Origin of the sequence: Marinomonas hwangdonensis (assembly GCF_003721245.1) — a bacterium.
In the GTDB taxonomy this organism is placed as follows: domain Bacteria; phylum Pseudomonadota; class Gammaproteobacteria; order Pseudomonadales; family Marinomonadaceae; genus Marinomonas; species Marinomonas hwangdonensis.
In genome coordinates this window covers 1-9,346 of record NZ_RIZG01000018.1, presented here as the reverse complement: position 1 = coordinate 9,346, position 9,346 = coordinate 1, and the positions used below count along the sequence as shown (strand labels likewise).

Annotated in this window: 8 protein-coding genes and 1 pseudogene; 4 read left to right on the top strand and 5 right to left on the bottom strand. The window is 41.3% G+C overall.

Features of this window, described 5'->3' with window-relative positions:
- Positions 1-1,001: pseudogene (locus EBI00_RS15805) on the bottom strand (hypothetical protein); the annotation flags it as partial.
- A gap of 152 nt (positions 1,002-1,153) precedes the next feature.
- On the bottom strand, positions 1,154-1,396 hold the full coding sequence (locus EBI00_RS15800) for a DUF1127 domain-containing protein (protein WP_123096897.1): 243 nt from the start codon (positions 1,394-1,396) through the stop codon (positions 1,154-1,156).
- 129 nt (positions 1,397-1,525) lie between these two features.
- Here EBI00_RS15800 and EBI00_RS15795 point away from each other — a divergent pair, with 129 nt between their 5' ends.
- The gene (locus EBI00_RS15795) at positions 1,526-2,479 is read left to right on the top strand and encodes a LysR substrate-binding domain-containing protein (RefSeq protein WP_123096896.1); all 954 of its coding nucleotides are present in this window, start codon (positions 1,526-1,528) and stop codon (positions 2,477-2,479) included.
- 103 nt (positions 2,480-2,582) lie between these two features.
- Here EBI00_RS15795 and EBI00_RS16100 read toward each other — a convergent pair whose 3' ends face one another.
- The 3 genes from EBI00_RS16100 to EBI00_RS15780 form a co-directional block, all read right to left on the bottom strand.
- Positions 2,583-3,122 (bottom strand): cyclophilin-like fold protein, encoded by a 540-nt coding sequence (locus EBI00_RS16100; RefSeq protein ID WP_158600779.1) that lies wholly within the window; start codon positions 3,120-3,122, stop codon positions 2,583-2,585.
- Between the two features lie 36 nt (positions 3,123-3,158).
- A complete protein-coding gene (locus EBI00_RS15785; protein ID WP_123096895.1) occupies positions 3,159-4,364 on the bottom strand; it encodes an MFS transporter in 1,206 nt (401 codons plus the stop codon).
- A 96-nt stretch (positions 4,365-4,460) separates the two neighbouring features.
- Positions 4,461-5,564 carry an alpha/beta hydrolase gene (locus tag EBI00_RS15780; RefSeq protein ID WP_123096894.1) on the bottom strand — a complete coding sequence of 368 codons (1,104 nt, stop codon included), beginning with the start codon at positions 5,562-5,564 and terminating at the stop codon, positions 4,461-4,463.
- Between the two features lie 267 nt (positions 5,565-5,831).
- Here EBI00_RS15780 and EBI00_RS15775 point away from each other — a divergent pair, with 267 nt between their 5' ends.
- The 3 genes from EBI00_RS15775 to EBI00_RS15765 form a co-directional block, all read left to right on the top strand.
- Positions 5,832-6,743, top strand: coding sequence for an AraC family transcriptional regulator (locus EBI00_RS15775; protein ID WP_123096893.1), 912 nt, complete (start codon positions 5,832-5,834; stop codon positions 6,741-6,743).
- Positions 6,744-7,065: 322 nt separating this feature from the next.
- Entirely contained in the window at positions 7,066-7,299 is a 234-nt protein-coding gene (locus EBI00_RS15770; RefSeq protein ID WP_123096892.1) for a ribbon-helix-helix domain-containing protein, read from the top strand.
- Positions 7,300-7,684: 385 nt separating this feature from the next.
- On the top strand, positions 7,685-9,346 hold a 1,662-nt coding region (locus tag EBI00_RS15765), incomplete at its 3' end, for an AAA family ATPase (protein WP_148039084.1).

The following is a 9,346-nucleotide window of genomic DNA, read 5'->3' as shown; positions in this document are numbered from 1 at the left end:
ATAATCTGACTTAATCGCACGTTCCCTAGTGTTGTCCCTATTTTATCTAAACTTAAATCGAGATCAGAAATAAGATTTTTTAAACGTTCTTTTCGGTCATTTATATTTGCTTCGGGATTACTTATATCTTGTTTTAGTATTTGAGATGTAAGTAGACCCATTTTAATAATTTCATTTATTTTTTCAATCCGTTCTTTACCTCTGATACGCTTTCCGTGAGATTTTAATATATTCGATAATTCAGAATCGCTTAGTGTTCTTAAGATCCGTAATAAGTGTTTATCAGCTAGCTCTTTACCTTGCATTCTGTTTAACATCGCTACTATTTCATCAGCAATATAAACTGTAAGATTTTTTCTACTGATAAAGACAAGTCCAACCTCACGTAAAGTGTTAAGACACTCTTGAACACCTGCTTGAGGGATTGAATTTACTAAATGTTCGACTGCAGATTTGTTGTCTTGAGTAATATCTAATTTTTTAGATAAGACATTTAGGATGCTTCTTTCATCATCTGTTATTCTTGCTTCTCTATTATTTCTTTCATCGTTTGTGTAAGCCTCTTTTAGACATGAGAAGTATATTTCTAAACGTTTTGACTCGTTAAGCTCTTCGCTTAAATAAGATTCTGAAATTAGTGATTTAACTTCTTTCGATTTGGTATCTATAGTGCTCCATTCTTTTGTATATAGAGCTTCTATCCAAGATAAGCGAGCGATACAATTTCCGTCACGACTAAGTATATTGACGAGCAAAGCCGCCTGAGCCCCAAGCATAGCAAGCTGATCTTTTACGTTTTTTTCAAAATAAGGAAGAACCAATTCAAAGAGTTTAATGATCTCACCACTAGATGCATTTTTAATTTGACCATCTAAACTATTTATCCGCTTCGCTAGTTCTTTATCATGAATAGTTGCTTCACTACAAATACGATCTAAGAAATTGATGAATTTTGATTTTTCGACTTGGTTAACGGCTGATAGTATATTTGCTAATTTCACCTTCTCATCCTTTTTTCATGGCTTTATTAAAACTTACCATCAAAAAAGTGATAAATCATTCAAAATAAATTAATTAGGAAAGATAACCGTGTGCTTCAGCTTTTTGAAAAATACACTTTATCTTCAAGCCCCCTTATCCCACCCTCCAAAAGTCACTTCCAAACCGGCTTTCTCACTTCTTGATCCACATCCGCAGCGGTGAGGCCGAGGTCTTTTAGTTGAGCGTCGTCTAAACTGCTCAATTTGCTTCTTGTACGCCAATTGTGCGCTATTTTAGCTAGGCGTTGTTTCCATATGTTTGCTTTAAGTTTAGCTAATGTGTTTTTGCAGCATTGGCTTACGTTTAGCTGGCTGTTTTCTAGATTGTTTAAGGCTTCTGAGGTGCCGTTTTTCATGTCGCTATCCTTTTTCTGTTAATGAGTTTGTTTGCTTTATGTCCAAATAATCGGCTTTTAATTGCGGTGCGACAAACGAGAAAAAGTGTTTTATAGTTAAGAAAGTCTTACTTATAAAAGGTGCTTCCCATGTCTTCTAGTCGAGCTTTACCACCGCTGAAATCTTTGCAGGTGTTTCGTTATGCGGCGCAGTCGTTGAGCTTTAAGAAGGCGGCGGAGTCTTTGTTTGTGACGCAGGCGGCTGTAAGTCAGCAGATCAAAACTTTGGAGCAGGCGTTGAGTGTTGAGTTGTTTGAACGACACACTCGCCAAGTGGTGCTGACATCGGAAGGGCAGTATTTATTTGAATACGTTGAGAAGGCGTTTGGTTTATTAGAAGAAGGCGTAAAAGGTATTACGGAAGATCCGAACCCCAATACTTTGGTGATTAGTTCGGTGCCGTCGTTTTCGAGTCGTTGGCTGGTGTCGCGTTTGGGTGGGTTTCAATCACAAGAGCCGGAGATTAACCTTCGCTTGAGTCCGAGTATTAATTTATCGACTTTTGCGGACAGTGATTTGGATTTGTGTATTCGCTTAGGTCGTGGCGACTATGCGGGGCTGACATCGCAATTGTTATTCAGGGAACATTTGGTGCTGGTTTGCCATCCGTCGATGATTAAGCTGGACGAGCCAATTAAGGCGCAGTTAGTCAATATTCCGATTATTACCGATACTGGGCCAGATGTTCGTCATGTGTGGCCTGTGTTGCAGCGGTTTTTGGATCTCTACGATATGCCGATGAAGTCACATTTGCATGTGGCGGATTCGACGTCGTTGGTGGAAGCCTTGCTGTCTTGCCAAGGCTTGGCGATGATGCGTTATGGTTTGGTGTATGAGCTGATTGAGAAGGGGCAGTTAATTTGCCCGTTGCCTATTTATATGAAGTCGCAGTATGACTTTTATCTTGTCGCGCCTGCGCCGCATTTTAAGTATCAGAAAGTGATGACGTTCAAGCGCTGGATTGAGGCCGAGGTGAAGGTTATTGATTTGTCTTGGAAAGCGTATTTGAAGAATAATCCTGATATGGAAGAGGTTAGAGTGTAGATTTTTAGGCATTTTATTAAGCACCATTTTATCAAGCTACTTATCTCTAGAACCCCGTCATATCAAGGGATTAACGGAATAGTTTTCGGCCGTCCATATCGAGTTAGTCTTTTGAGAATGTTATTACCGCGTTGCCATGCCCCAATGCTCGTGGTAAGTCGGTGGCATTTTCTATACGTCCAATGCGAGTGTAGGAATAGGAGGTATTAAAGGTTTTATAGAAGACGACTAGAGTGCGTGAACCCCATAATACAATGTCTCCATTTTCGATGGTTTTCGGTTGATATTTATGTATTGGCAGGTTTTTGGGTAAATCGGTGTGTTTTTCGTTACGGTTTAGATCTTCCATGTTTAGGGTTAATGGCAGCATTGAAGCGAATTCTTCTGCGGCTGCCGTAGCCGCTAACGTCGCGCTGAAACGACGTTCTCCGATGGTGATCCACATGCGTGATTCCTCCGATTTGATGGCTGCGGTTTGCGTTGTGCTCGATTCTGTTGTCGGTTGCGTTGCATAGGCATGATTCAGTGTCAGTAAAAACACGAATGATAGGGCAAATTGTTTTAGGTTTTGTAAGGGTAGATTGCTCACTATCCACGCGAAGGTGTGTAGATTCCCTTTGTCGATCTTTATTTTTTTATTCATAAGTGTGGTCTCTTAGTTAGTTATGCCGGAGGGTTGTTATTGCGTTTGTATGCGATAAGCTTGAAGAGTCAAAACTGCACTGATCAATAGTACGGCGGCACTGATAATAAAGGTGCTTTGATAGCCATCTGCATCGAAGAGTATGCCTCCTATTGTTGAGCCTAACGCTATGGATAATTGAACCACGGCAACCATCAGACCGCCGCCTGCTTCAGCATTATCTGGCATCGCTTCCGCTAACCAAGTCCACCAAGCGACAGGTGCAGCAGTGGCGACCAGTCCCCACATTGCTAGCAGTAAAGCGACAGGTACCACATAGCTTCCAGCTGGTATCAGTATTAGAGCAATGGCAGCCATAAAAACTGGGATGCCAATAAGTAGGCCGTATAGCGTGCGTTTTAGAATTGAGCTAATGATTAGCGTACCGATAAATCCTGAAAAACCAATGGTGAGCAATAGAAGAGATAGTGTTGATACGCTAGTCTGCGTAACGGTTTCAAGGAAAGGGCGTAGATAGGTAAACAGGGCAAACTGGCCCGTAAAGAAGGCGCCACATCCAGCCATACCATAGGCAACGGCACGGCTTTTTAGCGCCTTGAGAATATTGCCTGAACCTGGTTCGCGTACCTTTCCCTTCATAGACGGTAATGCGATCCACTGCCACATTAAGGTGATTAGTGCGATAGGAATGATAGCTAAAAATGCACCTCGCCACCCTACAATAGAACCTAAATAACTTCCTAATGGCGCGGCAACTACCGTTGCTAGTGCGTTACCGCCATTAAAAATAGCCAAAGCTTTAGGAACCTTGTTAGATGGAACTAACCGAATCGCCATGGCGGCTGACATTGACCAAAATCCGCCGATAACCACACCGATGAGCGCACGGCCAAGCATATAAGCTGGGTAGTTTGGAGCCAGCGCGACAATGCTTCCTGATATTCCCATCAAGACAGTTAATATCAACATTAACTTTTTGCGGTCCATAGTGCCAATTAGCATAGGCAATAAAAGGCTGGTTAGTACGGCAAAGGCGCCAGAAATTGCAATACCTTGCCCTGCCATTCCCTCCGTAATTTGTAAGTCGCTGGCAATGGGCGTTAGCAGACTAACAGGCATAAACTCGGACGTTATCAGCGTAAATACGCATAGCGACATGGCAAAAACGCCACTCCAATGAGCCGTGTTATCGACCTTGTTTGTTGATGTTCCATCATGAGTATCAGATGTGGTGAGTGCCATAGATTTTTGTTACGCCTCGTTTTTTACAAAAAAAGCACCACGCGAGCTCAAAGAGCGCGCATGGTGCAGAAGTTACTTTAACTATCCTGATTCCGATTAGGCTAGGTGTTGCTCGAAGAAGCTTGTTAGCTTGTCGAATGGGATGACATCCACTTGATCATATAAATCAACATGGCTTGCCCCAGGAATGATCATCATTTCTTTTGGTTCAGCCGCATTTTCATAAGCTGTTTTACCCATATAAAGCGAGTGCGCCTTTTCACCATGGATGAACAAAACTGGACGAGGAGAAATCTCTGAAATATAGGTAAGTAAAGGCATATTCATAAAGGATAATGGTGTCGTCTGTGACCAAGCATTGCCAGAGTTGACCGCGCGTGGGTGGTAGCCACGAGGTGTCATGTAGTAATCATGGTAATCGACCATGAATTGCGGCTCGCCGCCTTTTAATACATTGTACGGGGCTTGGTAAGCTGGAGCCGCTTTACCTGCATCTTGCCAACGTTGCTGGCTGAGCTGTTCTAGTCCCTGTGTGCGTTGCTCAAGGGTGACACTGTCGTTATAGCCTTTTGACATGACACGAGTCATATCATACATAGTGCTTGCTACTACTGCTTTGACACGTTTATCGACAGCGACAGCATTTAATGCCATTCCACCCCAACCACAAATGCCGATCATCCCGATACGTTCACGATCCACATTGGCTTGCATGCCAATACAATCCACCGCCGCGCTAAAATCTTCCGTGTTGATGTCTGGAGAAGCAATGTTGCGAGGTTCACCACCACTTTCTCCTGTATAAGATGGATCAAAAGCCAGCGTCACGAAGCCACGCTCTGCCATTATTTGAGCATACAGACCAGAGGATTGCTCTTTCACCGCACCGAAAGGTCCACCAACGACAATGGCTGGTAATTTGCCAGACGCATTTTTTGGTTGGTAAAGATCAGCAGCAAGAGTAATGCCGTAGCGGTTTATGAAGGTGACTTTTTTATGATCAACCTTGTCACTTTTGGCGAATTTTTTGTCCCAGTCATTATTTAGTTTTATGGACGAAGCAAAGGCTTTGCCTGTGGTTAGCGAGGCAACGCCTAGTGCCACCATGCCTGCCCCTGTTAATTTCATCATATTGCGACGGCCTTCATCAGGAACATCTTGTTGAGTCATATTATTTGTAATTTCAGTATGTTTATCCATGGTCATTCTCCAGATAAGTAAGTTAGGCAAACCAGTTGTCGATCACAAAGAGTGATTAAGCATCGTCTTTCTGAAAGCAGTCATTAGCATCTAGTTTTACAGCTCTGGGTATTTGGGGGTTAGCAGGATCCTGCTTGATTCTTGCCTGATAGTCCTGAAGAGCAGAATTTCACGTGACCTAGGATAGTGCTGCAACTATTATGAAAAGATAATTTCTCGAAGTAACTCCTTACAACTCAACGCATTTCCATCATTAGAAGCAAAGACATGAATAGAGATATCAGCAGCATACAAAACGATTTAGCTAAGGTGATCGAAGAAAAAACAGTAGGGCAGGAAGATTGCGCTACATTAATAGAAAACCTATCTTTTTTTCGACGAGAAGTGATAACCGAACCTTGTCCTTGCACGATTGAAGCAAGTGTTCTTTTTGTCGTTCAAGGTACTAAGCAGCTGTTGGTTGGGGAACAAGGCTTTATTTATGATACTCAGCACTTTTTATTAAACTCACTGGATTTACCAGCGAGTTCACAAGTGCTAGACGCCAGTACAGAGAGTCCTTGTTTAGGGTTAATGCTCAAGCTCGATATGCTACTTATGGCGGATATTATCTCTCAAAATGGTATGCCTCCTCCTTATGAAAGTTCTATTAGTGGGAGCTCGGCGATAGGGACAGTTACACCCTCTTTACTGGAGCCCTTTACTCGTTTGTTGGCTTTGCTTGATGAGCCAGATGCTATTGCAACGCTGTCGCCACTCATTATCAGAGAAATTCATTATCGTCTTTTGAATAGCGACCTAGCGGGTCGGCTTTGGCAGATTGCCTCAACTGGGAGTCAGGCCCATAGAATTTCAAGAGCGATTGGCTGGTTGAGAAAGCATTACTCTAAACCTTTGCATATTGAAGCGCTGGCTGCTTATGTGCAAATGAGTAGTACTACTCTGTACCATCACTTTCGTGAACACACAGCGATGAGTCCTTTGCAGTATCAGAAATGGCTACGCCTAAATGAAGCACAGCGCTTGATGCTGAATTATAGTCTTGATGCTTCAAGCGCTGCATTCAAAGTCGGTTATGAAAGCCCTTCTCATTTCAGTCGCGAATATGCTCGTCTTTTTGGGCAATCGCCCAAGCGACACATTGAGGAACTAAGAAAAGGAAGCGCAGCGCCTATCTAATCAAAAAAATGTCGTTAAAAGCGACGTTCTTTATGGGTGCAAACCAAAGATCTTTGATCCTAGCTTTTATTTAGCTTACTTAAACAATTTTATCTTACTCTTGGCGTTCGCCTTACTCCACATTAACCTTGTAAGTTATTGATTTAACGATTTTTGTAGGTCGAGGCTTCAGCCCGACAGCGTAATTATTTNAGCCCGACAGCGTAATTATTTCCTCCCCTTATGCCTTCCAAGGGGAGGGCGAGGGAGGGGTTATTACTTTGGTGGTTTATTGTTATAGCGTTACAATCTTATGACTTAATAACAAAAGTTGAGGGATAAAATGAGTAATTTATCAAAGCGTTCAACCGTTTACTTTGAACCAGATACCCTCAAAGCGTTAAAAATTCGAGCGGCATCATCGGATGTTTCTGTTTCAGAGCTAATTGATGAAGCGGTTCGTTTGCTTATGAGAGAAGATCAAGAAGACCTTGCTGATATATCAGAACGAGTAAATGAGCCAGAAATGACTTATGAAGATTTTCAGAGTGAATTAAAAATTAATGGCAAAATATAAAACTTGCATCGAAAGTACTTCAATAACCCAAAGGGTCGAACCCCTTTTCCTCTAACTTACTATCGGAAACAACAACCCTTCATGGAAAAGGGCTTTGACCCTGACCTTTGGGCGTGATTGAAGCAATGTAAACGCCAACGCTCGACACTATCGTTTGATCTTGTCTTTGGTGTTTGCTTAGCTCCACATTCAAACATCATTTGATGTAGATCGGGCTTTAGCACGAAATTGGCTGGAAAATCATGAAAAACCTACTAAGATCAACAAATAAGAGTTTATGGTTAGAAATCATGAGCCGAAAATAGTTTTCTAAACGCGAATCTGCACTATTTAAATCTTGTATTTTGAGCAAATCTAAATTTAGTGATCTAGGGATGTAAATAAAATGTTACTCAGAGAAGTCATTGCTATAAATTATAAAAGTGCTAAAAAAACGGCACTTGAAATTAAGTCGACTTCTCCAACAGTGCTAATTGGAGAGAATGATTGTGGTAAAACAACATCATTGAATTCGGCAAGACTGCTGTTAGAGCAATCTTTTTCAGCGTCTATTCCAAATGATAAAACCGAGAAAAATGACTTATCTCATACTGCATTAACTAAAACTGAAATTAATGCTCACTTACGTGAGCAAGGTCTGCCTGAGCTATTTGAGCTAACGGAAGATTATCAACAAAAATTCATTGTATGCATTGGTAAGTTTCAAGTTGAAGATTTTGATAAAGACGCTGAAGATATATCTAACCACCTAAAGTGGGTGCTGGAATCTGCAAGATTGATGGATGACCAGTGTAGGTATTTTTATAAAGCTAGGGTTATAAACGCAGATACAGGTACAACTGAAATATATTACTCTCATGATCATCCGGATGAGCAAAACTTAGCTAGCATTTACAGTTCGACTCAAGCTCAAGTCAATGCTGCTATGACAACTCATAATCCAGAGGAAGAGAACCTCATTAATGATAATGGTGAAGGACGCTACACAATTTATGAAAAAATTCGTTCGATACTAAATACAGTTTCTTGTTCGTATAAGTTTGTTAAGTTCAGCGATGACGCTAAACATAAAAAGTGGAAGCAAGACTTGCAAGCTGCTTTTCCAGAGTACGCTTACTTAAGCTGGAACGAGTCACTAGAGGGTATAACTAAGGCGGCTAATGCTATCTTATCTGACTCTATCGAAGCAGAGGTTACTCGAGCAAAGAAAATTTCAGGTATGCTACGAACGCGAGCACAGGCAAAGATTAACCAAAAACTTGAAGAACTGGGTATTCAGAATGAAGTTCCAAGCATTGAGAGTATCAGTGCCAGCGTAAACTTTGAGTTAAAAAATCAACTTACAGACTTGTTTGTAGGTAAAGACAGTACTGAAGAAAGTGTGCATATTGATAACCAAGGCGAAGGCATAAAGCGGCAAATTTGGTTTGCATTGCTTAGGTTACAAGCAGAACAAGCATCAGAAACCAATAAAAGGTATGTCTGGTGTTTTGATGAGCCCGAAACGCACTTGCACCCAAGAGCTCAAAGAGAGTTTATCAACACGCTTCGCTTATTATCGGAACAACATTTTCAAATATTGGTTAGCACTCATAGTACGATTTTCGTTAATGCCTCTAAGCTAGAAGATATAAATACTTTCAAAATTGAAAATAGTTATACCAAAATAGGAGCTATAGCGGAGGTAGGCGACATTTTCGATACATTGGGTGTAATGAATAGTGACTTCTTATTTTTCAATAAATTCCTAGTTGTAGAAGGTAATACCGAGCAAGCTTTAATCCCGTTGCTCTACCATAAGTATACAGGTTGCACACTCCGTGAAAATAATATTCAGTTGATAAACTTAAAAGGGTGTACCAACGAAGATGTAGCAAATGATTTGTTAGATAGTTTAATTGACGGTTTTGCTAAGCGAGACGATTTATCAATATATATCTTTGATGCTGATACAAACAAGCAAGAAGATGCACAAACATTTGTTGTAGGTAAGCAAGACCTAGAAGATTCGTTACCTGCTAGGGAACATGCGATTAAGTCGGTAACA

Bases quoted from the DNA above. Each gene is read 5' to 3' on its own strand.
- EBI00_RS15800 (WP_123096897.1), bottom strand. From the start codon at position 1,396: ATGAAAAACGGCACCTCAGAAGCCTTAAACAATCTAGAAAACAGCCAG.
- EBI00_RS15795 (WP_123096896.1), top strand. From the start codon at position 1,526: ATGTCTTCTAGTCGAGCTTTACCACCGCTGAAATCTTTGCAGGTGTTT.
- EBI00_RS16100 (WP_158600779.1), bottom strand. From the start codon at position 3,122: ATGAATAAAAAAATAAAGATCGACAAAGGGAATCTACACACCTTCGCG.
- EBI00_RS15785 (WP_123096895.1), bottom strand. From the start codon at position 4,364: ATGGCACTCACCACATCTGATACTCATGATGGAACATCAACAAACAAG.
- EBI00_RS15780 (WP_123096894.1), bottom strand. From the start codon at position 5,564: ATGGATAAACATACTGAAATTACAAATAATATGACTCAACAAGATGTT.
- EBI00_RS15775 (WP_123096893.1), top strand. From the start codon at position 5,832: ATGAATAGAGATATCAGCAGCATACAAAACGATTTAGCTAAGGTGATC.
- EBI00_RS15770 (WP_123096892.1), top strand. From the start codon at position 7,066: ATGAGTAATTTATCAAAGCGTTCAACCGTTTACTTTGAACCAGATACC.